Source organism: Campylobacter portucalensis, from assembly GCF_009690845.1.
Classification (GTDB): Bacteria; Campylobacterota; Campylobacteria; order Campylobacterales; family Campylobacteraceae; genus Campylobacter_B; species Campylobacter_B portucalensis.
Window position 1 is genome coordinate 1 of record NZ_VWSJ01000058.1, and the last position, 444, is coordinate 444.

Genomic DNA, 444 nt, shown 5'->3' on the forward strand with positions numbered 1-444 from the left:
GTAATAAATTCTTTAATACTATTAGGGTTTAATGCAACAAAACCAAATTTAATAAACAAGCAGAGGGCGTGTGAGTAAGAATTTGGGGTTAAGATAAAAATTTAAACAATTTAGAGATATCAAAGATAATCTTCTTATCTTATTTTGTTTATTTTGACGGTTTTTTGGATAAAATTTATCTATATTGTTTAATCTTAATCATATTGTAATCTTGATTTAAACTCATCAAATATTTTAGTATTTCTAATATATTGCTCTTTTTTATGTTACATAGCATATTTTAAAGTAAAACTATTTTGCTCGCGACTAATTTAAAAAGTATAATAATATCTCAAAATTATCTCTGTTATTTAAAATTTAAAAATAACTTATGGAGTAGCTAAAACCATTTTAAAATTACGACACATTTTTACCTCACACTCAACCCTTCATCAAGGTATTTTA